Origin of the sequence: Streptomyces sp. NPDC006294, from assembly GCF_042870895.1 — a bacterium.
Taxonomy (GTDB): Bacteria; Actinomycetota; Actinomycetes; order Streptomycetales; family Streptomycetaceae; genus Streptomyces.
In genome coordinates, this window is the sequence record NZ_JBIAHV010000031.1 from 1 (window position 1) to 25,308 (window position 25,308).

The window sequence follows — 25,308 nt, forward strand, 5'->3', positions numbered from 1 at the left end:
GAACCCCTCGACAAGGTTCATCGTCCCAGCTCAGAAGGCACTTTCGTGTTGCCGCACAGAAACCGGTCCCACACCAAGCGAAACGGCGAGGCTAGGACATCCTCGTCGTCCTCGCTCACTCGCACTGCGCGTCGTAGTTCACCCGTGGCGCGCGGAAGGTCCGCGAGGCTCCGGTAGGTGCCGGCAAGCATCCGGTGCACCATGGCCACGTCGGCCGGACCGGCCTCCCGACCCGCGGCCTCAAGCGCACTGTTCAGGTACTTGAGCGCGTCCAGGTGGCGCCCGGATCTCCATTGGAAAGTCACCAGGACCATCGGGAGCAGCCACGTGTAGCGGTCGAGCCCACGCTTCTCCGCCAGACCGACGGCAGCCGTGAGGGTTGAGTACTCGGCCTCGAACCAGGACATCGCGTCCGCCGCATGGGTCGGCGTAACCACCTCGACATCGGGGGCTTCGCCGATAGGCAGTCGCCGGGCCGGATCCAGCCTCCGGTCGCACGCCCAGGCGTTGTGCAACAGGAAGCGGAGCACCCGCTCCACGACCCGCTCTCGCTCGTCTTCGTCCTGCCGGTCCGACAGTTCAGCGGTGTAAACGCGGACGAGATCATGCAGGGAGTAGCGCTCGAATACCGGCTCAGTCACCAGGCTCATCCGCATCAGCTCGTCGACTGCGTCGCTGACGCTGTCGATACCGTGAGGTTCGAGTGCGCGCAGTGCCACCCAGCTGATCGTCGGCCCCGGATGGACCGTCAACTGCCATAGGAGGTTCGCCGCCGGTATCGGCAGCAACTTGTAGGAAGTTTCCAGCTGCAGGCGGACGCTCAGGCTCTCCGAGCCCAGGTCGAGAGAACGCAGCCGGGTTCTCTCCTGCCGCAGTTGGCGAACCATGCCTGCCAGCGCCTGGGACGGGCGTTCTTTGATCCGCGCGGCCATGATCCCCAGCGCCAAGGGCAAGCCTCCACAGTGTTCAACCAAGTCGTCAACGAAGGGGACGGCCGCACCCATCCGATCCTCGCCCAACCGGATTCGCAGCAGCTCAACGGCATCGTGCGAGTTCAGCGGAGCGAGGTCGACAAGCTCGGCACCCTCACGAATCGCCAGCCCGTGCAACTGACGACGGCTCGTAACGATCGCCGCGCTTGCCCCCGGGCCAGGAAGCAACGGGCGGACATGGTCCTCGTCGCGCGCGTTGTCCAGGACCAGCAGCAGCGAGCGATCTGCGAGAGCAGTTCGGTAAGCGGAGACCATGCCGTCCATCGTCGGAGTCGCTGGACGTACTCCGAGATCGTTCAGGAACCTGGCCAGGACAGCGCCGTGCCGTTCCGGTTCACCTGACGAAAAGCCACCGAGGTCGACGTAGAGAATTCCGTCCGAGAAGCTCCGTTCGGCCAGGGCGGCCGCCTCCATGGCGATGAAGGTTTTTCCTACACCAGGCATGCCTGTGAGCGCCGCGACTCGGCTCCTGCCAGGTGTCTGGCCGGCAAGGGTCTCCGCTATCCGGTCGAGCTGAGCTTGTCTGCCGACCAAGCCGATGGGTGGGGAGGGCAGCTCGCTGGGGATCTGGCGGACTCGGACAGGTTCGGCACTGTCAGCGGTAGGAGCAGAAGTGTCCGTTTCTCCTGCCAGCAACAGGTGCATGGTGGGCCGAGCGAACTGACGCCCCCAGCGAGCAAGCAACGGCTCGATTCGTTCCGACCTGCCGAGAGCGCGCAGGGCACGCACCTGCGCTTCCAGCAACGTCTCGTCGTCCGGCCAATGGGCCATCGCCGAGTCAGCCCGCTGCAACGCGGCGTGCGCTTCCCCGCACTCGAGCTCGGTCAGTGCACAGGCAATTGTCACGTTCCGTAATGCGGTGGTGAGTTCGATTCTCTTCCGAGAGAAGCCCGCGCCAGCCATGCCCTCCAGAGCCGTTCCCCGCCACTCGCCGAGTGCGGACCGGAGCGCGCTGAGCCGGCGCCGGGGATCATCGGCGACGTTCGCGAGGCGCTGGAAGGTTTGGAAGCGCACGTAGTCGACACTCTGTGGGTCCACCTGGATCCGGCAGAATCCCCGATCGTTCGGCTGGACGATGCCCGGGATTTCCATCCGTAACTGATGAGAATATCGGCGAATTCGATTCGCGTTCGACTCCTCACCCGGCCATAAGAAGTTGGCGATAGTGGCGTGCGAGGCACGATACCCAGGCGCCATTAGCAGAACAGCGAGAAGTTCGAGGATCTTCGTCGGCTTCATCGGGGCCGACTGTTCATTTGCCACAGCAAGCACTGGGCCCAGGACGCGAAATTCCATGATCATCACCTCTAGTCGCATGCGGCCTCGCACCGCGTTGGCTTTACCGGCAGGCACTGGAGAAGCATGGCATGGCGAGCGGGGCACCCATTAACGTTCGCCTAACGAAAGCAGTTTTGAACTTCCTATGCTGATCTGCAACGCTTCGAACATCCCACCCCGACCGCTCCAGCGGATCATCGGAGAAGGGCATACGGATGCCCCGCCATGGCGAAGGGGGCACACCACGCCACAGAGACCGAAGGTACGAATTCGGATGGTGGGAAAAAGGCCACTTGAACAGGGAGAGATTCATGAAACCCGTACAACGTAAGAACCTTCGGCGTGACGCAAGCCGACCGGCACGGTACCGACGGCCCAAGGCCACGGTGCCCCCCAGGCGTCGGCGTAGGCCCCGCCCGCCCGCGCCGCAGCCGCCCTCAGCTGCACACCGCGCCGCTCTTCGCCGACCGGTCCGTCCGACGGCCCAACGGATCTACGAGGCCGAGCTGTTCTCCGACCTCGAGTAGGTCCCGAGGCGGCACAGCGACCTTGCCGAGCTACACGGCCGACACGGAGGCACTTTGGGAGGCAGGCCCGGAAGAACCGGCCTGCCTCCCGGCCGGAGAACCATCAGTAGCCGCATCCCGATCTATTCATGCTGGTAAGAGGGGTATAGAGCTTTGGAAAGCTGAGGGCGAAACACGCGTCGGTGAGCCCACCCGCGGGTTGCAGTATGCGTTGCATTCACTCCTGTGCCGGTACAATCAGCCTGCTTCCACCTGGGGATTACGCTGCTGGTCAGGACACTGACGGATCTGCCTGAACCCCCGGACGAACAGTTAGAAAGCGTGTTGGGGGCAACCCCTCACGAGTTCGAATCTCGTATCCTCCGCCATTGCTCTCACCGGGCAATATGTCGAAGCCCCCCGCAGCTCGCTGCGGGGGCCTTCGACGTTGAGGGTTGCAAATCCCATGGTTCGAGCCTTGATCGCGAGGGACCATACTGCGGAGCAGCTAGCCATCTAGGCCGTGCAGAGAACCGCACAAGGAGAGGAGAGAGCGATGCCACTTGGACGACCAACTCACCGAGGACAGCGGCCGTAGCTCGTGCGTCTACAATCACCGGCGGGGAGGGCGCCGTGAGCGAAGTCGCTACCGGAAGTGAGCCGCACGGAGAGGTCCTCGGGCCGGATCATCCGTTGGTGTGCTCTGAGTTCCCCCACGCACCGCCACTGACAGACACGGCCCCACTCCTGCTTAACACCGGCGACCTCACGTGGGAAGCCGTCGAGCACCTGGTGGCTGCTCTCGCCTTGAAGGTCGACCAAGCCCGCGAAGCCCGGCTGTTCGGACGCCGTGGGCAGCCACAGCAGGGTATCGACGTCGTCGCGTTCCTTGATTCGGGGCCGACTTCGGTGTATCAGGCCAAGCGCTACGAGCGCTTTACCGCAGCCGATCTGAGGGACGCGGTAAAGCGCTATATGGAAGGTACACGCCCCTTCGCGGCCCAGCGCCTGGTCGTGATCACGACTGCGGACGCCTCGGACGTGAAGGTCGTCGAGACATTGGCGGAACTTCGCAAAGCCCACCACAACCTGAAGATCGAACTGTGGGACCAGGGGCAACTATCGAACATTCTAAGGGGCTTTCCTGACCTGGTAGTCCGTTTCTTCGGGAGGGCCACTGCGGAGGCTTTCTGCAGGCACGAGACCGACCGCGCTCCGGACCGTCCCGGCGCGGCGATCGGCATGTTCACCGATCCGTACGCACTGGATGTCCACCGGGTGATCCAGACCGAAGGCGCGGCCACCGACGGCCGTCCCGCAATACTTCCCGTCTACGTCGGACGCGGCCACGACTGCCTACTGGCGAAGGCCATGAGTAGCGCCATCAGCGGCAACAGCGAGCTCGTCGTCCTCGTCGGTGAATCGTCGTCGGGGAAGACCCGCGCCTGCTGGGAGGCAGTGCAGACCCTGCCCGCAAACTGGCGACTCTGGCAGCCGATCGCCCCCGGCCCGGGTGAAGCACTTCTCAGGGGCATGGCTTCCGTGGGTCCGCGGACAGTGCTGTGGCTCGACGATCTCGCTGCTTTCCTGTCAGCCCCGGGCAGCGAACAGGGGGCTGCCGTAGCCGCTGGTTTGCGGGACCTGCTGAACGATGCGGCCCGCCGGCCCGTCCTGGTCCTGGGCACGCTGTGGCCCACGGAGTGGGAGAAATTCACCACCCGGCCCGACCCGGGGGAACCCGACCGACACAGGGAAGCCAGGGTCCTCCTCACTGGCCGCAGCATTCGCGTCCCCTCGGAGTTCGACGCGTCGGCGCTGAGCGAGGCGCGGGAGCACGCACGTACCGACACGAGGTTCGCTGAGGCGGTCGAATGCGCCCATGACGGTCGCATCACGCAGTATCTCTCCGCCGCCTTCGCCCTGATGGAATGCTATGCCACCGCTCCGGCGGCTGCCAGAGCGGTCCTACACGCAGCGATGGACGCCCGTCGACTCGGATGCCGGAAGGAACTCCCGCCCGCGCTGCTAGAGAGGGCCGCCGCTGATTACATGGCCGACGACGAATGGGACGATCTGCCGGACGGATGGTTCGATGACACGCTGGCGTTCCTCGGGAGGCGGTGCCGGGGTGCCACAAGCCCACTCGTGAAGATGCGCCTGCGACCCAGCGCCCCGGCCGAGGTGGAACCGCGCTATCGGCTGGCGGATTTCTTGGATCAGTTCGGGCGGGTCAGCAGATCGACCATCGGTGCTCCGAACTCATTGTGGGAGGCAGTCGCCGAATTCTCGAACCCAGGTGATTACAGTGGCCTCGCCTGGGAAGCTCGAAACCGAGGTCTTTTCCGGCATTCCTTCCGGCTCCACCTCCGCGCGTTGAAGAGCGGGAGCGGGGAGACCTTGGATTTGGCCGGCGAGCTGATGGAGAGGGCCGGCTGGCACGATCAGGCGCTGCACTGGTACCGCTGCGCGATCGAAGCAGGTGATCACGGGACGCACGCCTCCCTGATCTCGCTCTCCGGCGCACTCGGCAGAGAACGCGAGGTCATGGACTGGCTGAGAGCCCGTGCCGAAGCAGGCGACGACCTAGCCCTGGAGTACGCCGCCGAAGACGCTCTCGCGAACCGTGGCCAGGGTGAGGCGATGGGCTGGCTCCAGCAGTTCATCGATCAAGGAAACGCCGTCGCACTTTTTTCGGTCGCGCAGAATGCCGAAGAGAACGGCCGTCAGGGTGAGGCGATCGACTGGTATAGGCGGGCAGCGGAGGCGGGCGACGCAGTTTCGGTGCTTCGATGTGCCCGTCTCGTGGCAACGGAAAGCGATGCGGAGGAAGCCCTCGACTGGCTTCAGGAGTTGGAACGGCGAGGCGTCAGGGTGTCGCGTGCGAAGGCCGAGGCCCTGATCGAAACGGACCGGCCGGTCGAAGCGCTCGCCTGCTACCGGGAGGTCGTAGCCGAAGGTGGCCGCATGGTTTTCGACGCCGCGGCTGACCTGGCGGTCGAATGCGAGGGCATGGAAAGGACTATCGAGTGGTTGGAGGCTCACGTGGCCGCCGGATCGATCGTGGCGTCGGCTTCCTTGGTGCGGATCCTGCTAAACGGCGGACGGACCGAAGAAGCGCTGCGCTGGTGCCGCGAAAATGTTCCGCGGCTGAACATGCCAGCGTTCCTTCTAGCGTGCGACCTCTCGCTCGCTGTGGACGGGTACGAGGCAACGATCGACTGGCTGGCCGAACTCGCCGAATCTGGGAACGCCGGCGCCCTGTGGCGATCGGCCTTCATTCGTACGGAGAACGGTCGACTCGAAGAGGCGCTGCAAAGCGCTAGGGAAGCGGCGAGCCGTGGGGTACCGACCGCCCACCAACTCGCAGGTTTCCTCGCCACCCAGGCAGGCCGGGCGGAGGAGGCCGACGACTGCTACCGGCGTGGAGCGCTGGCGGGCGAATCCTTCTGTATCGCCGAGTTGGCGGAGGTCCTGGAAGGGCTGGGCAATGAGGACGAAGCGGATCGCGTCCGCCGCTTCGGGCTCGAACCGAGCGGCCGGACGGAATCCGAGTGGAAGCCGGTGAACACACCAGTGTCATAAGGGGTGACTTCTGGCAGGTGAAGGGTTGCAGTTGGGGTTGCATTCACCCCCGTCCGGACCCGTCCGGACGGGTTCGCCTCGGATACTCCGCTGCCGGTCAGAACGCCTACGAACCCCGCCGGACCCCCGTACGAACATTTGGAAAGCGTGTTGGGGGCAACCCCTCACGAGTTCGAATCTCGTATCCTCCGCCAGTGCCTCACCGGGCACTAAGTTGATGGGCCTCACCGTTCGCGGTGGGGCCCTTCGACGTGTCCGTCTCAGTCTCCGTCTCAGTTGGACGTTCTGTCGGCTTCGGAAGCTCCGGGCAGTACCCAGAGCGCGTCTCCGACCTGCTGTGCGACCTTGCGGAGCACGGTCCCGGTCACATGCATGTATCGGGCGCGCATCCGGGCCGCTCCCCCAGCCCCCAACCCATGATCGAGTCGATCACCACATCCGGGACGCCGAGGATCAGGAGCACGGTCGCTGCGGTGTGGCGAGCGTCATGAAGACGGCCGTCCCGTACGCCCGCGTCCCGCAGGAGCCGCTTCCAGACGTGGAAGTCCGTGTTCGGGCTCAGCGGCCCGCCGGTCGGCGAGGCGAACACGTAGCCCTTGCCCTCCCAGTCGGCACCGGCCTCGATCCGCTCTCGTTCCTGCATCTCCTGGTGCTGGCGGAGAATCTTGATCAGCGGATCGGGCAGGCCGATGGTGCGCCGCCCGGCTGGGGACTCGGTGGACTTGTGTTCGCGACGGGTCTACTCCCGCTGAACGTTCTCCATCCCTGAAACGAGGTTCCGGCTGCCCCGGCCAGCCATCTGATCCCACTCAGTAATCAAATGGCGGGGGTGGGGAGTGACCTGCGGGTTCGCCCTGGAAGTACCTCGGACCAGGGAAACTACGCTCGGTAGTTTCCCTGGTCCGTGGTGTCTTCCGTTGCACTGTGCCCTGAATGTGCCCGCTGAGGGCACACAGGCACATCGTCAGCGTGAGTGATCAGTCCGTCACGACCGCGTCAGGAATCCAGCAGGCTTCCCGGCAGGTCGAACTGCTTGGTCGCGCCAGTGGTGAGGTTCACCCGGGTCACTCTCGGAATAGACGAGCCAGTCGGTCGAGGTAGGGGTGATGTTCAGGGATGCGGCGAGATCTTCGACTCGGGCGCGATGCAGTTCTTTGCCGTTGGTGGCATCGACCTCGACCAGCTCGGTGTCGTTGCCTGTGGCAGCCGCGACCATGATGGAGGAGTCCGTCGCCGCCACGGCATCGACGCGGCCGCCGTCGACCGTGACCACCGTCTCGGCGGCGGTGTGCTTGAGGGAGACCTTGATGTCGCCGGACTTCGCCGAGGCCGGGGAGCCGACGATGACCGGGTGGCCGGAGGGGCACGCGAGGTCCTTGACGTCCAAGTCGCTCGGCACGGTTACGGGCGTGACCTTGCCGTCGGTCAGGTTTGCAACAGAGATGCTGGTGCCGTCGCCGGATCCGCCATCCGCCGAGCTGCCGAGGCAGACGGTGTCCGACGCCGGGTCGGAGGCCGCGAAGTCGATGGTGCCGGGGACCTTCAGTTCGCGCTTGGTGGTCCACTGGGCCGGGTCCTTCGCCAGCACGCCGGACGCGGCGGTCCCGCCCGCCGACTTGGTGTCGGGCAGCCCGGCCACCTCGGCGACCAGGGTCTTGCCGGGCAGGATCCGGCGGAGCCGCTCGTCGCCCGTCATGCCGTCCAGGGTGTGGTCCTTGCGGTTGATCTCGTACCGCCGGTCCGGCTTGCCACCTTGCGGGGGACGGTCAACAGCCATCGTCCGTCGGCGAGTTCGACGATGTGCGGGCTGATCGCATCATCGTCGTCAGCCTGCTGGGGCACGACAGCCAGGCTTTCCGCCCGAGGCTTGTCCGGATTGATCCCGACGACCGTCACCAGGCCGTCGACCTTGGCGAGCGCGAAGGTGCTGGAGCCCTTCCAGTCGTTGCCCAGATCCACTCCGCCCGGACCGGAACAGGCCGTCGTCAGCGCGAGGGCAGAGCTGAGCGCGGTCAGGAGGAGGGTGGTGCGTGCCGGACCGGTCAGCCGTGTGCGGTGCTCGACGTGCGTGCTCGTCTGTGGGTATGGCATGGGGGTTACCAGTCCTTCATCGCATCTGTGGGGGACATCCTCGCCGCCCTGCGCGCCGGGGCCAGCGAACCCATCGCCACCACCAGCACCGTCAGGCCGAGAAGCAGAAGCAGGGTGCCCGCCGACGGCAGCAGCACCCAGCCCTTGACATACGGGGCCAGGTCCGCGCTGCCCCGCAGCAGGGCGGCAGCACCGCTGCCGAGTACCGCGCCGAGCACGGCGCCGATCAACGCGGCCACGACACCGACCAGCGCCATCTCCGTGACCAGCATCGTCAGCACCGACCTGGTGCGGAAACCGACCGCCTTGAGGACGCCGATCTCCTGGGCACGCTGCCTCGACAGCGCCCCGGTCACGGTGACCGCGCCGACGAACGCGAGCACGCCGAGCACACCGAGCAGCACCTGACCGACCACCTTGATCATCTCCAGTACGGCAGGCAGCGCGTTGAGTTGCTGCTGGAGGGTGACCGCCGGATAGCCGAGCTGCTGAACCGACTTCGTCACGTCCGGCACGTCCGCCGCCGTCTTCGCGACCACGGTCAGCTGGTCGTAGCCGATGGTGGAGAGGTAGCCGTCCTCCGGTTCCCCGGACCGCTGTGCCGCCCACTTGATCACGGTGGCGTCGGCGGCGTACGCGGCGTCCGGGTTGTCCAGCTGCCAGGTCGGGTCGTACACACCTACGAGGCGGGCGTGGCTGCTGACTCCGGTGCCCTCGCCCTGCCGTACATAGCGGGTGGTCTCGATGTCGATCTCCTGGCCCACCAGCTTGCTCAGGTCCACACCCTGGGAGGCGGCCGGGACCACGATCTCGCCGGGGCGCAGTGGGAAGAGGTCCTTCCGCACCGACTTGGTGACCGGCGGGGTCAGCGCCGGCCGGTAGGTCGTCGCGTACAGCAGGACGGTGTCGCCCGCCTTGGTCAGCACGCCGAACGAGACCTGCGCCCGGTGCTGCACCGACTCGACGTGCGGCAGTGTCGCGAGCCGGGCGGCGGTACGATCCGTCAGCTGCGGGGTGTCGGGGCGACCGTCGGGCTTGTCGACGGTGATGCTGCGGTTGGCGCTGCTCTCCTTGACATCCGCGTCGGTGGCGCCCTGCGCCCGGTCGGCGATGCCCAGCGCGCCGAGACAGACCGCGGCGGCGACCGAGACCAGCGCCACCAGGCCGAACAACCGACGGCGCAGGGCGCGGACGTTGGCCAGCGCCAGACTGAAGATGTTCATTCCGCGCTCTCCGTCTCCACACGCTCGGCTGCGTTCTCCGCCGGCACACCCTCGGCCGGGGACGTGAACGCGCCCTTGTCCAGGCGGTGCACCACGTCCGCCGCATCCGACACCGCCGGGTTGTGCGTCACGAGGAGCACCGCTCGGCCCTCGTCCGCCAGCTCCCGGAAGAGTCCGAGGAGTACCTCCTCGCTCTCCGTGTCGAGGTTCCCGGTCGGCTCGTCGGCCAGCACCACGGGCGGGTCGTTGACCAGCGCCCGCGCCAGTGCCACCCGCTGCTGCTCGCCGCCCGACAGTTCACTGGGCAGATGGTCGGCGCGCTCCGCGAGACCGACCCGTCCCAGCAGCGCGCGGGCGCGTGCCTCTCCCTCTCCACGGCGGCCGAGGAACGGCAGGACGACGTTGCGCAGCGCCGAGTGCTGTGGCAGGAGGTTGTACGACTGGAACACGAACCCGAGCCTGCTGCGGCGCAGATCCGCCAGCGCCCCGTCCGACAGTTCCGACGTGTCGACGGGCCCCGTGCCGTCGGTGCCCTCGACGAACACCCGGCCGCTGTCCGGTGGGGTCAGCAGCCCGATTATGTGCAGGAGCGTGGTCTTCCCGGAGCCCGAGTGGCCGACCAGGGCGGTGACCTCGCCTCCTCTCACGGCGAGGTCGACGCCACACAGGACATCGACCCTCCTTCCCCGCAGGGTGTAGGACTTGCCCACGCCCTCGGCCCGCAGCAATGCGCTCACCGAACTCTTGCTCACTCTCTGTTCCTCGGGGTCACGGATGGCAACCACCCCATGGCGCCGTGCGGTTGCCGATCCAGGATCCACACGCCCCAGGTGGTCTTCACGTCGCAGGCGTCATCGCCGCCGCCGACCTGGTACAGGTCGGACAGCCCGGGACACCCCTTGTACGGCGTGACGCCGCGCCCGAGGGCTTCGCGCAGCGCCGCGTCCAGTGCGCCGTCGAGCAGCGAATAAGCCCGTACGACCAACGTGTAGTCGTAGACGGAAGTGAAGCGGTCCGGGTTCCGGACCCACTGCCTCAGGGCGTCGGCGGTGACCCAGGACGGAACTCGGTCGGGATGGCCGCTGTCGGCGAGCCCCACGGTGACCGTGGCCGCGGCCACCACCCAGTCCAGGGTGTCCAGCGCCCAAGCGCCGATGGTCGGGGTGCTGGTCGAGGCGCCGGCGTCGGCGCAGTTGAGAGTGGTGCGCTGCCACTGGGTGGCGTTGTGCTCGGTCATGGTGGTGGGCAGCACCTGCGGGTCGGCGCACAGCTGCCGCGTCTGACGCTCGTACTTCCTATGGAGCGGTGCGGGTCTCGGTGATTCCGTCGTTGAAGACGATGGCGAGTGGGACGCTGCCTTCTTGGCGGGCCTGGTGCAGGTCCTCAGCGATGCGGCCGTTGAACCTCTGCGCCATGGCCCAATTGCCGTCGAAGTTGTTCCGACCGTCTGTCATCGTCTTGTGGAGGGCAATCAGCATGCCGATGAGAGAAGGCCCTCTCGGCCCAGGTCAGGACGCTGACGGGCGTTGCCGAACCCCCGTACGAACATTGGGAAAGCGTGTTGGGGGCAACCCTTCACGAGTTCGGATCTCGTATCCTCCGCCAGTGCCTCACCGGGCACTGACGTCGAAGGGCCCCACCGCTCCAAGATCTCGGTGGTTTCTAGGGGCCTTCGCCAGTCGGCCCCGACCACCGCGGACATCCGACGGCCCGGCCGGGCGGCGCAGCCGCAGGCGATAGCACAGGCGCGGTGCCGGTGGGCGGGATCGGAGGCAGGACGGCCGGTTCCGGAGGAGAAGGGCTGTTTCAGGACAATCCTGCGTCCCTCGGGAGACGCCGGACAACCCATGGCGCCGTTCGCCGCCTCTCACGGGCGGGAGACAGTTTCGCTACGGGGGGCCGCCTCGTTCGGACCACGGCGGCCGGTTGGCGCGGGCTGTTGATCCACCGTCCCATCAGGCACTTTGGACAACGAGGATTCATGACCAGATCCCACCATGCCCGCCTGTGGCGTTCCGCGTTCGCCGCGGGAGCCGCCATCGCAGTCACCGCCGGCGTCGTCGCCGCCGCTCCCGACGCCGAGAAGGCGCAGACCAAGCAGACCAAGCCGAAGCTCAGTCTGATCGCCGCTTCCACGTCGGTGACTCTCGACTCGTGGAAGGAGGAGCCCGGCGTCTACCTGGACCTCGGGACCTACCTCACCGCGGAGAACGGACCGCTCGAACTCAAGGTGACCCGCAAGTCCTACAAGGACCCGGTCGTCGCCACCCGGATCATCCGCCAGGGCAGGACCGTCCGGACGAAGACCCTGCCGGCCGGGCTGGTGAAGGACTTCTCCGGACTGCCCGGCTTCATGAGGGTCACGATCACCGACTCGGCCGGCAGGACCGTGCTGACCAAGGACGAGTCGTTCTGCCCGAACAACGCCTCCGGCCGGGTACGCCCCGACGCCCCGGCCAAGTCGAAGTATCCGGAGAGCTGTCCGGAGAACCCGTTCACGCTCGGTTCGGTGTGGGGTGTCGAGAACGGCTGGGCGGCCAACACGTACTCGGGCCACTACTCCGACCCCGTCGTGCTCAAGCCCGGCAAGTACACCGCCAAGGTGTCCGTGGCCAAGCGCTACCGCGACCTGCTCGGCATCGCGGACAAGCCGCAGACGATCAAGGTGACCGTACGCGAGCGCAGTTGGGAGGAGGGCAGCGCGCGGGCGTCGGCCGCCGGCGGCCATGACGAGCACGCGACCGGCCACTCCGCGCCCAACGGCCACAGCGGTCACACCGGTCACGACGCGATGCGTCCCGCCGCGCCCGCCGCACCCACCAGCGGCGCGGGCCCGGCGTACAACGTGGGCCACGGCCCCCACCCGTCCGCCCCGCCCGCCGTGCCGTGGGCGGTGAAGAAGGCCGGCCTGCGGGCCGCCGCGCTCGCGGCGGACGGTCCCGGGCAGACCGACGGTTCCCGGCAGGCGCCGGCCGAGGCGCCCAACGCGAAGCGGCCGACGGGCAAGGCGTCCGTGCCGAACGTGCCCAAGCCCGACCTCCGCTCGCTGCCCGCCTACGGCATCCAGATCAGCGACGGCGGTGACAACGTCCCCGGCAAGGACTATCTGGCCTTCAGCGCCAACGTGTGGAACGCCGGCCCCGCGCAGCTCGTGGTGGACGGCTTCCGCTCCCCCGGCAAGAAGCTGATGGACGCCTATCAGTACTTCTACGACGCGAAGGGCAAGCAGGTCGGCTACGCGCCGACCGGCACCATGGAGTGGGACCCGCGGCCGGGGCACGAGCACTGGCACTTCACCGACTTCGCCAGCTACCGCCTTCTGAAGGCCGACCAGAAAGTAGCGGTGCGCAGCGGCAAGGAGGCCTTCTGCCTGGCCAACACGGACGCCGTCGACTACACGGTGAAGAACGCCAACTGGCACCCGGACAACACCGACCTGTCCACCGCGTGCGGCCAGGAGAACTCCATCTCCGTCCGCGAGGTGCTGGACGTGGGCTCCGGCGACACGTACACCCAGGACCTGCCCGGGCAGTCCTTCGACATCACCGGTCTGCCCAACGGCACCTACTACATCCAGGTGCTGGCCAACCCGGAGAAGCGCCTGAAGGAGACCGACCTCACCAACAACAGCGCGCTCCGCAAGGTCGTGCTGGGCGGCACGCCCGGCGCCCGCACCGTGAAGGTGCCGGCCCACCACCTGGTCGACGCCAACTGATCTCCGCATGAGGGACGCCGGCCCCGGGACAGGATCCCGGGGCCGGCGTCGCGCTTCTGCCGGATCGCTGCCCGGCCATCCCGCGGAAGCGGAAAATTTTCCGCCGCGCCGCGTCGAGAATGCCGCGCCGTATCCGACGTCCCCTGTGAGAGTTGCCCACAGGGGGCGACCACCCGGCCAGAGGAGCGGATCATGAAGTACCTGGTGATGGTTCAGGGGACACAGGCGGACTACGAGGCGATGCGCGGCAACAGCTCCGAGCAGGCCCCGTCCTGGAGCGAGAAGGATGTGCAGGCCATGTTCTCGTTCATGCAGGGCGTCAACGACGACCTGGCGGAGTCCGGCGAGCTCGTCGATGCCCAGGGCCTGGCGGAGCCGGGGAAGACCCGGCACGTCCTCTCCGGCAAGGACGGCCGGCCGGTGATCACGGACGGTCCGTACGGCGAGACCAAGGAGGTGCTCGCCGGCTACTGGGTCCTGGAGTGCGAGAGCCTGGACCGGGTGACGGAGATCGCGTCCCGTATCACCCAGTGCCCGGTTCCCGAGGGCTCCCAGGAGTACCCCGTGGTCATCCGGCAGATCATGGAGGGCGGCGGCGACGTTTGCTAGCGCCGACCGAGACCGAGTACCTGCTGCGCCTGCACGCGCCGCAGGTACTCGGCGCGCTGGTGCGCCGCTACGGGCACTTCGACCTGGCCGAGGACGCGGTCCAGGAGGCGCTGCTGGCGGCGGCGCAGCAGTGGCCGGAGGGCGGTGTGCCGGACAATCCGCGGGGCTGGCTGATCAGGGTCGGCGCCCGCCGGCTGACGGATCTGCTGCGGAGCGAGGAGGCGCGGCACCGCCGTGAGGAGACGGCGGGCCGGCTCGCCCCCGGGCACCCCCGGACCTTCGCTGGCGGGGCACCGGCCCCGGGGTGATCATCGGGGCATGAGAGCCACGATCCACCTCGCCCAGCAACCGGACGCCGACGAACTGCTCGGCCGCAGCCCCCTGGCCGCCCTCATCGGGGTGCTCCTCGACCAGCAGATCCCCATGGAGTGGGCGTTCACCGGCCCTTACACGCTGGCGCAGCGCCTGGCGACCGACGATCTCGACGCCGGCGAGATCGCCGCGTACGACCCGGACGCCTTCACGGAACTGCTGACCCAGAAGCCGGCGGTCCACCGCTATCCGGCGTCGATGGCCAAACGGGTGCAGGAGCTGTGCCGGTTCGTCGTCGACGAGTACGACGGCGACGCGAGCGCCGTCTGGTCGGACGCGCGCACCGGGGCGGAGCTGCTGGCGCGGCTCAAGGCGCTGCCGGGCTTCGGCGAGCAGAAGGCGCAGATCTTCCTGGCGCTGCTGGGCAAGCAGTACGGAGTACGGCCGGACGGCTGGCGGGAGGCCGCCGGCGCCTACGGCGAGGAGGACTCCTACCGGTCGGCGGCCGACATCACCGGACCGGAGTCGCTGGCCAGGGTCCGGGCGTACAAGCAGGAGAAGAAGGCCGCCGCGAAGGCGGCCAAGGCCGCACAGACCGCGCGGACGGTGAAGGCGACGAAGACCGCGGGACCGGCGAAGTCCGCCAGTGCCGGTAGGCCGCCCAAGAAGGCCTGATGAACAACGTGTTCATGTGGATGGAGGGCTTCCGTGTGCCAATGAGACGGAATGCGCAATGAGTTACGGCGCAAGTGTTCACAGCGGCCGCAGAGATCGCTAACTTCCCTTCAACCCTCGTACATCTCGGGAAGGACCTCTGTGAAGGCAACCCGTCGCAGAGCCGTGGCCACCATGGCCGCAGCCGCACTCGCGACCCCGCTCCTGCTGGCATCCGCCTCCCCGTCCGCCGCGCGTCAGGACCCGGGCGACCGGGCCGCCAAGGACGCGTCGAAGCTGGCACGGAAGCTGGTCCAGAAGTCGTCCGCGGACGACGCATACGAGCACCTTGAGAAGTTCCAGCAGATAGCCGACAGCACGGACGGCCACCGCGCCGCCGGGTCCCTCGGCCACGACGCGTCCGCCGCGTACGTGTACCAGCAGATGAAGAAGTTCGGATACGACGTCTCGTACCAGCGCTTCAGCTTCGTCTACACCGAGACCCTGGCCGAGAAGCTCTCCGTGGTCTCGCCGGCTCCCCGCGACATCGACATCGCGGCCATGTCGTACACCAAGTCCACCCCGGTGGGCGGCATCAAGGCCGATGTGGCCGCCGTGCCGGTGGACGACACGACCGGCTGCGAGGCGGACGACTACGCGTCGGACACCTTCACCGGCAAGATCGCGCTGATCAAGCGCGGTGGCTGCACCTTCGCCGCCAAGCAGGCCGCCGCGGCCGGCGCCGGCGCGGTCGGCGCGATCGTCTACAACAACACCGAGGGCACCCTGTCCGGCACCCTGGGCGACGCGGAGGCCGCGAAGATCCCCACCGGCGGCATCACCCGGGCGGCGGGCGAGCAGCTCGCCGCGGACGTCGCCAAGGGCCCGGTCAACGTCTCGTTCGAGGTCCGCGAACTCCAGGAGGAGCGCACCACCAACAACGTGATCGCGGAGACCCGCCGGGGCAACGCCGCCAACACGGTGATGCTCGGCGCCCACCTCGACTCGGTGTCCGCGGGCCCGGGCATCAACGACAACGGCTCCGGTTCCGCCGGCCTCCTCGAGGTCGCCGAGGAACTCGCCAAGCGGGAGAAGTCGCCCACCAACAAGGTGCGCTTCGCCTGGTGGTCCGCGGAGGAGAACGGCCTGCTCGGCTCCGAGCACTACGTCGCGAACCTCAGCGAGCTGGGCAAGAAGGAGATCAAGCTCTACCTCAACTTCGACATGATCGCGTCGCCGAACTACGGGCTCTTCGTCTACGACGGGGACAACTCGGACGGCGTCGGCGCGGGCGAGGGCCCGGCGGGCTCGGCGCAGCTCGAGCGCGACATCAACGAGTACCTCGACAAGCGGGGCACCCCGCACGAGGGCACCGACTTCACCGGCCGCTCCGACTACGGGCCGTTCATCGAGGTCGGCATCCCGTCCGGCGGCACCTTCACCGGCGCCGAGGGCATCAAGACCGAGGCGCAGGCCCAGAAGTTCGGCGGTGAGGCAGGCGTCGCGTACGACGTGAACTACCACGCCGCGGGCGACGACCTCAGCAACATCAACATGGACGCCTTCGCCGTCAACATCGGCGTCATCGCCAACGCCGTGGGCACCTACGCGCACGACATCAGCTCGCTGCGCAAGCCCGTCACGTCCGTCCCGACGGACGGTGACGCGGGCAGCGGCGGCGGCCTGCACGACGGGCACGACCACGAGGTGACCGAGTAACACCCCGCTCGGGCCACACCGTTACGTCGCGGCGCGCCGCGGGCACCACGCCCGCGGCGCGCCGTTCCCGTTCCCGTTCCCTGCGCCCGCCCGGGTGCTCGGGTGTCGTCCTCCGGATGGCGGGCAGGGCCCCTTTCGGGCGAATCGGCCGCGCGGCAGGCGGCCGGCGGAGGACCTGTTCTCCCGGTTTGCAAAGTTTGATCAGGATCGTGCCGCGGTTCCATGGCTGCGCCATGAGCCTCTTGACCGGTAGGCTTTCCGCGTGATCTTCAAGCGCATCGGTAACGGGCGGCCGTATCCCGACCACGGCCGGGAAAGCACCCGGCAGTGGGCGGATGTCGCGCCGCGCCCGGTCCGCCTCGATCAGCTCGTGACCACCAAGGGCCAGCTGGATCTCGAGACCCTCCTCGCGGAGGACTCGACCTTCTACGGGGACCTGTTCGCCCACGTCGTGAAATGGCAGGGCGACCTCTATCTGGAGGACGGCCTGCACCGAGCGGTGCGCGCGGCCCTCCAGCAGCGGCAGGTGCTGCACGCCCGCGTGCTCGAGCTGGGCTGAGCGGGCCCACGCCGTCAGCAGCGTCGGTCAGCGGTCCCAGCGGGCGGCGGCTGCCGCGGGCGGCTCCGGACGGGCGGCGGCTGATCCTTTCGGGGGCGTTTCGGCACCGTACGGGCGCAATCCGCTGATCGTTTAGTAGGCATAGCCACCCGGCGGCACTACGCTGCGCCCATGAGCATGCTGACTCCACCCGGCATGGGCGGAAAGTACCGCATCACGGGCGACAAGTACCCACGAATGCGACGCCCCCGGAGCCGCCGCAGGATCGTATTTGCGGTGGTCGCCGCGGTGACCGCGCTGGGCCTGGCCGGCTGGGGGACGCTGCAGCTCATCGACGCGTTCACCGGGGGCGACGGGAAGACCACCGCGAAGACGCGCGGCGCCGCCTGCAAGCCCGGCCCGTCCCCCTCCGCCGCGCCCCCGCCACCGCTGCCCCGCCAGATCACGGTGAACGTCTACAACGCGACACCGCGCTCCGGCCTGGCCAAGTCGACGGCCGACGAGCTGAAGAAACGTGGCTTCAAGATCGGCAAGGTCGCCAACGCGCCGGCCGCGTACGACAAGAAGGTCCCCGGCACCGCGGTCCTCCTCGGCGCGGCGACCGCCCAGGAAGGCGCCTTCCGGGTGCTGGGCACTCAGGTGCAGGGATTCCAGGCGAAGACCGACACCCGCAAGACGGCGGACGTCGATCTGATCATCGGCACGGCCTTCAAGTCGCTCGACCCGAAGGCGAGCGCGGACGTGGCCCTCACGGCGCTCACCAAGCCGAAGCCGGCCCCCACCGCGAAGTGCTGAAGAAGAGGACCGAGAGACGGCAGAAGGGCCGGGAGTGCTCCCGGCCCTTCTGTCGGTCACGGCACGGACGGCCGCGCGAACGAACTGCTTCGCCCAGGGTCTTTCGTTTGGATCAGGCCGGATCAGTGAGCGGGGTCTGGTGCATGGGGTCTCCCCAGGCCCGCCGGGGCCGAGGGGACGCATCGCAAGGCGGAGGAAGGAGTCCACGCGGAGCGTCGGCGACTGACGACAACGCAGCGAGGGCGGTGCCAGGGCACACGAGCCCGGCAAGATCCGAACGAGAGGCCCTAGTCGGCGGTCCCGTACATCCGGTCACCCGCGTCGCCCAGGCCCGGGACGATGTACCCGTGCTCGTTCAGACGCTCGTCCACCGAGGCGGTCACCACGGTCACCGGCGTCCCCGCCAGCTCCCGCTCCATCACCTCGACGCCCTCCGGCGCCGCCAGCAGCACGACGGCGGTCACGTCGTCCGCGCCGCGCCTGATCAGTTCGCGGATCGCCGCCACCAGCGTGCCGCCGGTCGCGAGCATCGGGTCCAGCACATACACCTGGCGGCCGGACAGGTCCTCCGGCATACGGGTCGCGTACGTCGACGCCTCGAGCGTCTCCTCGTTGCGGATCATCCCGAGGAAGCCCACCTCGGCGGTCGGCAGCAGCCGGACCATGCCGTCGAGCATGCCCAGGCCGGCCCGCAGGATCGGCACCACCAGCGGACGCGGATGGGACAGCTTCACCCCCGTCGTGCCCGTGACCGGCGTCAGGATGTCGACCTGCTCGGTGCGCACGTCCCGGGTGGCCTCGTACGCGAGCAGGGTGACCAGCTCGTCGGCGAGCCGCCGGAAGGTGGGGGAGTCGGTGCGCTTGTCGCGCAGCGTGGTCAGTTTGTGCGCCACCAGCGGGTGGTCGACGACGTGGATCCGCATGCCGTCAACAGTAGCCCGCGCTCGCATCAAGGACGGCTCCGGAGGGAAGGTGGAGAGGTGTCCCCCCAGGCCGCAGGGCCGAGGGCGGTAGGAAGCAGCCGTGGGGTGGTGTGGCGATGCCCGAGTCAGAGCCGGAGCGCGAAGCCGAATCGACGAGCGACGCGGAGCGACGCAGGCGACGCGCCCAGTTCCTGCGCGAGCTGAACGAGGCGAAAGCGCTGCGCGACCGCGTCCAGCCACGACGGGCCCGGGCCGCCCGGATGCGCCAGCAGATGCGCATGCGGACCTTCCGCTGGTAGCCCGTCCGTAGCCCGTCCCACGGACACCGGTAAGAACTGATGGCCGACGCAACGACGGAAGACCTCTCGCGACGCGCCTCTTTCTGCCACGATTCCGAGTGGGCGGGGCACACGCAACGCACCGCCGGTCGTCACACCTCTGATCAGTGGGAGAGTCACGGTGTACTTCGCCGCACTGCTCGCGCGCACTCATGACGGGTGGGAAGCGAGCGACACAGAGCTCGACGATGTGGAGACCCTGTCGGATCTGACCGACCTGGCCCGCGAAGCCTCGGTGGACGAGGACACGGTGCTCCTCTACATCGAACAGGAGGACGCCTGGTTCGGCGTCCTGCGGGTCGAGGGCGAGGAGGATCCCCGGATCTTCGTCTCGGACGCGGCCACGGCCGCACGCTCCTCCTATGGGGAGATCCTCACCAACGAACTGCTCGGCGGGGACGACGACGACCCCGCCGACGACCTGGACTCGCTGAACCTCGACGGCACGGAGGACGGAGAACCGGAAGAGGACGGGCAGAGGACGGTCGACGTACCCGCCCAGGGCGGCGAGACCGTGCCGGCCGGCCCCGTCGGCGACCGCGAGATCCTCGCCGACCTCGGACTGTCCGAGAAGGCGCTGCTGACCCTGGACACCGACGCGCTGATGGAGATCGCGGACGCGCTGGGCGCGGACGAGGTGCTGGAGACCGTGCGCTAGTGCCCCGGCAGGCAGACGAGCAGGGACCGGGCCGGCCCGCGGGCCCGGTGCCCGGTGGCGACCCCGTACGCGGCCCGTGGGAGGCGACGATGCGCCTCGCCCTCGGCGAGGCGGACCGCGCGGCCCGGGGCGGTGATGTGCCGGTCGGTGCCGTCCTGCTGGCCGCGGACGGCACCCTCCTCGCCGCGGGTCACAACGAGCGTGAGGCGACGGGTGATCCGACGGCGCACGCCGAGGTGCTGGCGATACGCCGGGCCGCCGCCGTCCTCGGCGAGTGGCGGCTGACCGGCTGCACGCTGGTCGTGACGCTGGAACCGTGCACGATGTGCGCCGGCGCCCTCGTGCAGTCGCGTGTGGAGCGGGTGGTCTACGGCGCACGGGACGAGAAGGCGGGCGCGGCCGGTTCGCTGTGGGACGTCGTACGGGACCGGCGGCTCAACCACCGGCCGGAGGTGGTCCTCGGAGTGCTGGAAGAAGAGTGCTCGCAGCAGCTGACGGCGTTCTTCCGCGACCGGCCGGGGCCCGCCGGCCCCTGACGTGCCCCGGGCATTCGTGGCACGAGGACGTCCGGGCGGACCGTTTCGCGGAACCGATTTCGGAGCACGGCCCACCTTGGGCTAAGCTCTCTCCCGGTAGCGTGTCCGAGCGGCCGAAGGAGCTCGCCTCGAAAGCGAGTGTGGCGCAAGTCACCGAGGGTTCAAATCCCTCCGCTACCGCTCTTGTCGAAGGGCCTCGGTGCGATGCACCGGGGCCCTTCATCCTTGTTCCGCCCCGCTGTTCCGCCCCGCTCGTGGAGCGGAAGGGGACAGGGGCCGGCTCGGGGACGGATGCGGAGGGGAAGCGGGGCCGGAAGAGCCGCTGGGGGCGGGGGCCTTGCCGGGGGCTTGTTCCGCGAAGATCCTGTCCGAAATCCGCTCGGCTAGACTCACGCGACGCGTGGGCCGGGGCAGGGACAGCAGGGGAGACAGGGGCCGATGGTGCAAGCCAAGAAGATAGCCGTCTACATCGTCGTCGTCTTCATCCTGTGGACGATCATCAAGTCCCCCAACCGGGCGGCCGAGCTGGTGGGGGTAGGGTTCGAGGGCATTTCGAGCGCCGCGATGGGCGTCGGAGAGTTCATGACCGAGCTCGTCAACTAGGGCTCGTCAGGCCAAGCAGGGAGCCCCCTTGATCCGCCATCTGGTCCTTTTCAAGCTCAACGAGGGTGTCGAGCGGGACGAGCCGCGCGTCGTCGCCGGCGTCAAGGCGTTCCAGGAGCTGGACGGGGTCGTCCCCGAGCTGGAGTTCTGGGAGTGCGCCTGGAACATCACCGACCGGCCGATCGCCTACGACTTCGCCATCAACTCGGCCGTGGCCGACAAGGACGCGCTGAAGCGCTACATCGAGCACCCGGCCCATCAGGCCGCCGCCGGACAGTGGCGGGAATTCGCCACGTGGGTGATCGCCGACTACGAGTTCTGAGGCCCGCTCGGCAGACCCCTCGCCCCCCTGGGGCGGGGGGCTTTTCGGTTTTCCATCCCGCCATGACGTCAACACGGCGTTATCGGGTGCTTGCACACAGTGGACATGTCTTGTGATGCTATGACCGCTTTTGAAGGATGAGTTGACCGTAAATGACCGCAAAGGGGTGGCTTGACCGTGTCGGCCAGTACTGCGCCTCAGGTGCCACCTCAGAACGAAAGGCCGGACGACACCGCACCCGCCGCGAAGCCGGCGAGGCGCGGCGCCGACACCAGGGCTCTGACCCAGGTGCTGTTCGGCCGCCTCAAGGGGCTGGAGGCGGGCACCGCGGAGCACTCCAGGGTGCGCGCGGCGCTCATCGAGGCCAACCTTCCGCTGGTGCGGTACGCCGCCGCCCGCTTCCGCAGCCGCAACGAGCCGATGGAGGACGTCGTCCAGGTCGGCACGATCGGGCTGATCAACGCCATCGACCGGTTCGACCCGGACCGCGGGGTGCAGTTCCCGACGTTCGCGATGCCCACGGTGGTCGGCGAGATCAAGCGGTACTTCCGCGACAACGTGCGCACGGTCCACGTGCCGCGCCGGCTCCACGAGCTGTGGGTGCAGGTCAACGGCGCGACCGAGGACCTGACGACGGCCCACGGCCGCTCCCCCACGACCGCCGAGATCGCCGAGCGGCTGAAGATCGGCGAGGACGAGGTGCTCGCCTGCATCGAGGCCGGCCGCTCGTACCACGCGACATCGCTGGAGGCGGCCCAGGAGGGCGACGGCATGCCGGGGCTGCTGGACCGGCTCGGCTACGAGGACCCGGCGCTGGCCGGGGTCGAGCACCGGGACCTGGTGCGCCACCTTCTCGTACAGCTGCCCGAGCGGGAGCAGCGGATCCTGATGCTCCGTTACTACAGCAACCTGACGCAGTCCCAGATCAGTCAGGAGCTGGGTGTCTCACAGATGCACGTGTCGCGATTGCTGGCGAGAAGCTTCGCCCGGCTTCGTTCCGCAAACAGGATCGAAGCGTAGCTCGAACGGGTAGAGAGCCCTCGATCGCTGACGTACCCTCAAAAGCCTTGTATCCCCTGTTTCCTGGGCAATTTTGCGCGATACTTGTCGACATGTCACTACAGCGTGTTGCCGACATGTGACATTCTGCTGGAACCGCGTTTGCCGCAGCCCCGCCGCCGGTATTCAGGTGGAGGCTGCGTTCCTCAGACGGTCGCGGCCACCGCGACCGTCCGCGACCTCAAGGGGGTGGCATGTCCGTAGAACAGGGCAGCTCGAAGGTGCTCACTCGCGCGCCAAGCGCGCCCGCACCTGTCGAGTCCGGCAGCTCGGAAGCCATCGACACCCGCACGCTCTCCCGCTCCCTGTTCCTGCGGCTGCGCGCCCTGGACTCCGAGGGCGCGGCCGACGACAGCCCGGAGCGCACCTATGTGCGCGACACCCTCATCGAGCTCAACCTCCCCCTCGTCCGGTACGCCGCGGCACGTTTCCGCAGCCGGAACGAGCCGATGGAGGACATCGTCCAGGTCGGCACGATCGGACTGATCAAGGCGATCGACCGCTTCGACTGCGAGCGGGGCGTGGAGTTCCCGACGTTCGCGATGCCGACGGTCGTGGGCGAGATCAAGCGCTTCTTCCGCGACACCTCGTGGTCGGTGCGGGTGCCGCGCCGACTCCAGGAGCTGCGGCTCGCGCTCACCAAGGCCAGCGACGAGCTCGCCCAGAAGCTCGACCGCTCGCCGACCGTCCCCGAACTCGCCGTGGTCCTCGGGGTGTCCGAGGAGGACGTCGTCGACGGCCTCGCTGTGGGCAACGCCTACACGGCCTCTTCGCTGGACTCGCCCTCGCCCGAGGACGACGGCGGCGAAGGCTCGCTGGCGGACCGGCTGGGCTACGAGGACACGGCGCTGGAAGGCGTCGAGTACCGCGAGTCGCTCAAGCCGCTCCTCGCCAAACTCCCGCCCCGGGAGCGGCAGATCATCATGCTCCGCTTCTTCGCCAACATGACGCAGTCGCAGATCGGCGAGGAGGTCGGCATCTCCCAGATGCACGTCTCCCGCCTGCTGACCCGCACGCTCGCGCAGCTGCGGGAAGGGCTGATCGCGGACTGAGGTCCGAGGTCCGTGCACCGGGCTTCCGTCCTGACGGGTCGTCAGCCACACTGGCGCGATGCGACGACGGACCGGTGCGGGAATCGTGGCGTCGGCGCTCTGCCTCTGCGGAGCGCTGACCGCGTGCGGCGGCGGAAGCGGCGACGGTGACGTGGCGCTCGGCGCCGCGGGCACCGATCGGGCGCCGACCGCCGCGGTGCCGCCGCAGGGCGAGGTCTCGCTCGCCCCGCTGGACGGAGCGGGGGGCGACGGACGCACCGGCGACGGGCGCACTGCCCCTGCCGGGAAGGTGGCCGGGCAGGGCCCCGACGCGTCCGGCCGGGCGACAGGGCGGCCGCAGGGCGGCAACGGCCAGGCCGAGTCCGCCCCGGGACACGCAAGCGGTACGGGCGGCGCAGGGACCCCCGTGGAGGGCACGCCTCAGCAGACGCCGGGCCCCGGCGGAGCACCGGGCGCCCCGAAGCCCCCCGCTTCCCCGAAGCCGAGTCCGAAACCGTCACCGACGCCGGACCCGCCCGGGCCCGACCCGGATCACGGACCCACGGCCCCCGCCGCACTCCAGCTCGGCGAGCCCGTGCGCGAGGCCCTGGACAAGCGGTGGTGCGAGAAGGTCACCGTGGAGTTCCGCAACACCGGCGGCACCGCCGCCGCATCCGGCACCGTCACCTTCGCGACGCACATCATCGGCGCGCTCGGCATCGACTGGGCCACGGTGGAGTCCCGGCAGTCCCTGCCCGCGCCGATCGCGCCCGGGGGCGTACGGAAGCAGACGTACACGGTCTGCGTGGACGCCTGGCGGGTGCCTCGGGGCATGCACATCGAGACCCAGGACGTCACCGCGACCTGGAAGTGACGGAGACCGGCCGGCGCGACAGGCCGGCCGGGCCGGTCAGCCGAGGGCGAGCCAGGCGACCGCGCCGAGGACGACCACCACCGCGATCACGCCGGCGATTAGGCCGACGCGCGACGAGGACGACGCGGCCGGCGTCGCGGCCGGGCGGCCCTGCGGAGCGCCTTCGTCGACGAAGGCGCGGAACATCTGGGTGCTGCCCGCGGGGTCGTGGGCGCCCTCGGGGCCCTGGCCTTGGGGAGCATGGGGGTTGTGTGCCATGGCCCAGGACCCTAGCGAACGGCGGTGCCCGGCCCAACCCCGGGCGGACGCCGGAAGGCTCCGGACACGGACATGACTCCCGCATGACTCTGCAGATGCAAAGCCTTTGGGGTTCCTTTACCCGTTCGACCCGCTTTTCATTTGCCTGTAGCAACCAACGGCTTCTATCGTTGCCCTAAGCAACAAAACGTGGAGGGGCCGTGGCCGAGCGCAGTCAGTACGAGGAGCTGGCCCGGCAGATCAGTGCCGTCGGGGCCGTGAAACGCAGCCTCTCGCGGGTGCTGCCCGCCGACTGCCCCTCCGGGTCCGCCGCCGTGCTGGCTCTCGTCAGCCGGCACGGAGAGATGCGGATGAGCCGCCTCGCCGAACTGCTGGCCGTCGACATGTCCGTGACGAGCAGACATGTGGCCCATGTCGTGGACCGCGGCTGGCTGGAGCGGTCCCCCGACCCCGACGACCGGCGCTCCCGCATCCTGCGGCTCACCGCCTCGGGCGAGGAGTTGCTCGGCGAACTCGGCCGCCGGACCGCGGACATCTTCGCCGACTGCCTCGAGGACTGGTCCGACGACGAAGTCGGACAGCTCAACGCGATGCTGGCCCGCCTGCGGGATTCCGTCGGGGACTGCCGGGCCCACGCCACCCGTACACCTGCACAAGACCGTTAAGGAAGT

Annotated in this window: 25 protein-coding genes, 1 tRNA gene and 2 pseudogenes; 18 read left to right on the forward strand and 10 right to left on the reverse strand. The window is 68.6% G+C overall.

Translation table 11 applies throughout. The annotated features are described in order from the left end of the window. Positions 1 to 17 precede the first annotated feature (17 nt). The gene (locus ACFYOP_RS33415) at positions 18 to 2,288 is read right to left on the reverse strand and encodes a BTAD domain-containing putative transcriptional regulator (RefSeq protein WP_356899580.1); all 2,271 of its coding nucleotides are present in this window, start codon (positions 2,286 to 2,288) and stop codon (positions 18 to 20) included. A 1,121-nt stretch (positions 2,289 to 3,409) separates the two neighbouring features. On the opposite strand from ACFYOP_RS33415, the gene ACFYOP_RS33420 reads away from it, so the two are divergent. Further along, a complete protein-coding gene (locus tag ACFYOP_RS33420) occupies positions 3,410 to 6,358 on the forward strand; it encodes a hypothetical protein (RefSeq protein WP_356899579.1) in 2,949 nt (982 codons plus the stop codon). 272 nt (positions 6,359 to 6,630) lie between these two features. Here the strand turns inward: ACFYOP_RS33420 and ACFYOP_RS33425 are convergent. The 7 genes and pseudogenes from ACFYOP_RS33425 to ACFYOP_RS33455 form a co-directional block, all read right to left on the reverse strand. Continuing rightward, positions 6,631 to 7,097: pseudogene (locus ACFYOP_RS33425) on the reverse strand (tyrosine-type recombinase/integrase); the annotation flags it as partial. Positions 7,098 to 7,343: 246 nt separating this feature from the next. Further along, a complete protein-coding gene (locus ACFYOP_RS33430; protein ID WP_356899578.1) occupies positions 7,344 to 8,054 on the reverse strand; it encodes a hypothetical protein in 711 nt (236 codons plus the stop codon). Beyond that, on the reverse strand, positions 8,051 to 8,449 hold the full coding sequence (locus ACFYOP_RS33435; protein WP_356899577.1) for a hypothetical protein: 399 nt from the start codon (positions 8,447 to 8,449) through the stop codon (positions 8,051 to 8,053). The genes ACFYOP_RS33430 and ACFYOP_RS33435 overlap by 4 nt, the downstream gene beginning before the upstream one ends. Before the next feature lie 5 nt (positions 8,450 to 8,454). Then, entirely contained in the window at positions 8,455 to 9,672 is a 1,218-nt protein-coding gene (locus ACFYOP_RS33440) for an ABC transporter permease (RefSeq protein ID WP_356899576.1), read from the reverse strand. Continuing rightward, positions 9,669 to 10,409: an ABC transporter ATP-binding protein gene (locus tag ACFYOP_RS33445; RefSeq protein ID WP_356899582.1), complete on the reverse strand. Its 741-nt coding sequence runs from the start codon at positions 10,407 to 10,409 to the stop codon at positions 9,669 to 9,671. Before ACFYOP_RS33445 ends, ACFYOP_RS33440 begins: the two co-directional genes overlap by 4 nt. 11 nt (positions 10,410 to 10,420) lie before the next feature. Further along, the gene (locus tag ACFYOP_RS33450; RefSeq protein WP_356899575.1) at positions 10,421 to 10,909 is read right to left on the reverse strand and encodes a hypothetical protein; all 489 of its coding nucleotides are present in this window, start codon (positions 10,907 to 10,909) and stop codon (positions 10,421 to 10,423) included. Between the two features lie 58 nt (positions 10,910 to 10,967). Next, complete coding sequence (locus ACFYOP_RS33455) at positions 10,968 to 11,126, reverse strand: hypothetical protein (protein WP_388453893.1); 159 nt, start codon at positions 11,124 to 11,126, stop codon at positions 10,968 to 10,970. Positions 11,127 to 11,653: 527 nt separating this feature from the next. On the opposite strand from ACFYOP_RS33455, the gene ACFYOP_RS33460 reads away from it, so the two are divergent. The 7 genes and pseudogenes from ACFYOP_RS33460 (at position 11,654) to ACFYOP_RS33490 (ending at position 18,035) form a co-directional block, all read left to right on the forward strand. Next, positions 11,654 to 13,387: a lysyl oxidase family protein gene (locus ACFYOP_RS33460; protein WP_356899573.1), complete on the forward strand. Its 1,734-nt coding sequence runs from the start codon at positions 11,654 to 11,656 to the stop codon at positions 13,385 to 13,387. A gap of 192 nt (positions 13,388 to 13,579) precedes the next feature. Continuing rightward, positions 13,580 to 13,996, forward strand: coding sequence for a YciI family protein (locus ACFYOP_RS33465; protein WP_356899572.1), 417 nt, complete (start codon positions 13,580 to 13,582; stop codon positions 13,994 to 13,996). Beyond that, positions 13,990 to 14,301 (forward strand): annotated as a pseudogene (locus ACFYOP_RS33470) (sigma factor); the annotation flags it as partial. The gene ACFYOP_RS33465 and the pseudogene ACFYOP_RS33470, both read left to right, overlap by 7 nt. A 13-nt stretch (positions 14,302 to 14,314) precedes the next feature. Then, positions 14,315 to 14,983 (forward strand): HhH-GPD-type base excision DNA repair protein, encoded by a 669-nt coding sequence (locus ACFYOP_RS33475; protein WP_356899571.1) that lies wholly within the window; start codon positions 14,315 to 14,317, stop codon positions 14,981 to 14,983. A 165-nt stretch (positions 14,984 to 15,148) separates the two neighbouring features. Then, the gene (locus ACFYOP_RS33480; RefSeq protein WP_356899581.1) at positions 15,149 to 16,681 is read left to right on the forward strand and encodes a M28 family metallopeptidase; all 1,533 of its coding nucleotides are present in this window, start codon (positions 15,149 to 15,151) and stop codon (positions 16,679 to 16,681) included. A 262-nt stretch (positions 16,682 to 16,943) separates the two neighbouring features. Further along, the gene (locus ACFYOP_RS33485) at positions 16,944 to 17,240 is read left to right on the forward strand and encodes a type II toxin-antitoxin system VapB family antitoxin (RefSeq protein ID WP_003955420.1); all 297 of its coding nucleotides are present in this window, start codon (positions 16,944 to 16,946) and stop codon (positions 17,238 to 17,240) included. A gap of 171 nt (positions 17,241 to 17,411) precedes the next feature. Then, positions 17,412 to 18,035 (forward strand): LytR C-terminal domain-containing protein, encoded by a 624-nt coding sequence (locus tag ACFYOP_RS33490; RefSeq protein WP_356899556.1) that lies wholly within the window; start codon positions 17,412 to 17,414, stop codon positions 18,033 to 18,035. Positions 18,036 to 18,322: 287 nt separating this feature from the next. Here ACFYOP_RS33490 and upp read toward each other — a convergent pair whose 3' ends face one another. After that, positions 18,323 to 18,958: a uracil phosphoribosyltransferase gene (gene upp / locus ACFYOP_RS33495; RefSeq protein WP_356899555.1), complete on the reverse strand. Its 636-nt coding sequence runs from the start codon at positions 18,956 to 18,958 to the stop codon at positions 18,323 to 18,325. Between the two features lie 116 nt (positions 18,959 to 19,074). Between upp and ACFYOP_RS33500 the strand changes: the two genes are divergently transcribed. From ACFYOP_RS33500 to ACFYOP_RS33540, 9 genes are all read left to right on the forward strand, one after another. Next, positions 19,075 to 19,257, forward strand: a complete 183-nt coding sequence (locus ACFYOP_RS33500; protein ID WP_356899554.1) for a hypothetical protein — start codon at positions 19,075 to 19,077, stop codon at positions 19,255 to 19,257. A 160-nt stretch (positions 19,258 to 19,417) separates the two neighbouring features. Continuing rightward, positions 19,418 to 19,954 carry a hypothetical protein gene (locus ACFYOP_RS33505; RefSeq protein WP_356899553.1) on the forward strand — a complete coding sequence of 179 codons (537 nt, stop codon included), beginning with the start codon at positions 19,418 to 19,420 and terminating at the stop codon, positions 19,952 to 19,954. 89 nt (positions 19,955 to 20,043) lie between these two features. After that, on the forward strand, positions 20,044 to 20,490 hold the full coding sequence (gene tadA / locus ACFYOP_RS33510; protein ID WP_388453913.1) for a tRNA adenosine(34) deaminase TadA: 447 nt from the start codon (positions 20,044 to 20,046) through the stop codon (positions 20,488 to 20,490). A gap of 95 nt (positions 20,491 to 20,585) precedes the next feature. Next, positions 20,586 to 20,670 (forward strand) — tRNA-Ser (locus ACFYOP_RS33515). Positions 20,671 to 20,928: 258 nt separating this feature from the next. Continuing rightward, positions 20,929 to 21,093 carry a hypothetical protein gene (locus tag ACFYOP_RS33520; RefSeq protein ID WP_356899551.1) on the forward strand — a complete coding sequence of 55 codons (165 nt, stop codon included), beginning with the start codon at positions 20,929 to 20,931 and terminating at the stop codon, positions 21,091 to 21,093. A 28-nt stretch (positions 21,094 to 21,121) separates the two neighbouring features. After that, complete coding sequence (locus ACFYOP_RS33525) at positions 21,122 to 21,415, forward strand: Dabb family protein (protein WP_356899550.1); 294 nt, start codon at positions 21,122 to 21,124, stop codon at positions 21,413 to 21,415. Positions 21,416 to 21,592: 177 nt separating this feature from the next. After that, positions 21,593 to 22,435 carry an RNA polymerase sigma factor SigF gene (locus tag ACFYOP_RS33530; RefSeq protein WP_264245140.1) on the forward strand — a complete coding sequence of 281 codons (843 nt, stop codon included), beginning with the start codon at positions 21,593 to 21,595 and terminating at the stop codon, positions 22,433 to 22,435. Between the two features lie 233 nt (positions 22,436 to 22,668). Then, entirely contained in the window at positions 22,669 to 23,526 is an 858-nt protein-coding gene (locus ACFYOP_RS33535; RefSeq protein ID WP_356899549.1) for an RNA polymerase sigma factor SigF, read from the forward strand. A 58-nt stretch (positions 23,527 to 23,584) separates the two neighbouring features. Beyond that, positions 23,585 to 24,379 carry a hypothetical protein gene (locus tag ACFYOP_RS33540; RefSeq protein WP_356899548.1) on the forward strand — a complete coding sequence of 265 codons (795 nt, stop codon included), beginning with the start codon at positions 23,585 to 23,587 and terminating at the stop codon, positions 24,377 to 24,379. A 36-nt stretch (positions 24,380 to 24,415) separates the two neighbouring features. Here ACFYOP_RS33540 and ACFYOP_RS33545 read toward each other — a convergent pair whose 3' ends face one another. After that, positions 24,416 to 24,637: a hypothetical protein gene (locus tag ACFYOP_RS33545; RefSeq protein ID WP_356899547.1), complete on the reverse strand. Its 222-nt coding sequence runs from the start codon at positions 24,635 to 24,637 to the stop codon at positions 24,416 to 24,418. 200 nt (positions 24,638 to 24,837) lie between these two features. On the opposite strand from ACFYOP_RS33545, the gene ACFYOP_RS33550 reads away from it, so the two are divergent. Next, positions 24,838 to 25,302 (forward strand): MarR family winged helix-turn-helix transcriptional regulator, encoded by a 465-nt coding sequence (locus ACFYOP_RS33550; RefSeq protein WP_356899546.1) that lies wholly within the window; start codon positions 24,838 to 24,840, stop codon positions 25,300 to 25,302. Positions 25,303 to 25,308 lie beyond the last annotated feature (6 nt).